Below are 227 nucleotides of genomic sequence, written 5' to 3'. Positions count from 1 at the left end.
CGGAGACGGGTCGGCCGCGTCGGGTGGGTGTGTCGTCGTTCGGGATCAGCGGCACCAACGCCCACGTGATCCTGGAGCAGCCCCCTCGGAACGGGCACCCGGAGGACCCCGCCGGCTCCCCGGCTCCACTCGCCGCTCCGCCGGTCGTCCCGTGGGTGATCTCCGGTCGGAGCGAGGAGGCGTTGCGTGCGCAGGCCGTGCGGCTGCGGGACCACCTTGCCGCCGAG

At 74.9% G+C, this 227-nt stretch carries 1 protein-coding gene; it reads left to right on the top strand.

Translation table 11 applies throughout. The features are described from left to right. Window positions 1-227, top strand: a 227-nt coding sequence (locus IG88_RS40050) for a ketoacyl-synthetase C-terminal extension domain-containing protein (protein WP_037837605.1), incomplete at both ends; no start/stop codon positions are given.

It is taken from the genome of Streptomyces sp. NRRL F-5650 (assembly GCF_000721365.1).
GTDB classification, from domain to species: domain Bacteria; phylum Actinomycetota; class Actinomycetes; order Streptomycetales; family Streptomycetaceae; genus Streptomyces; species Streptomyces ardesiacus.
The sequence above is the reverse complement of the archived record's forward strand: the minus strand, read 5'-3'. Positions and strand labels throughout refer to the sequence as shown.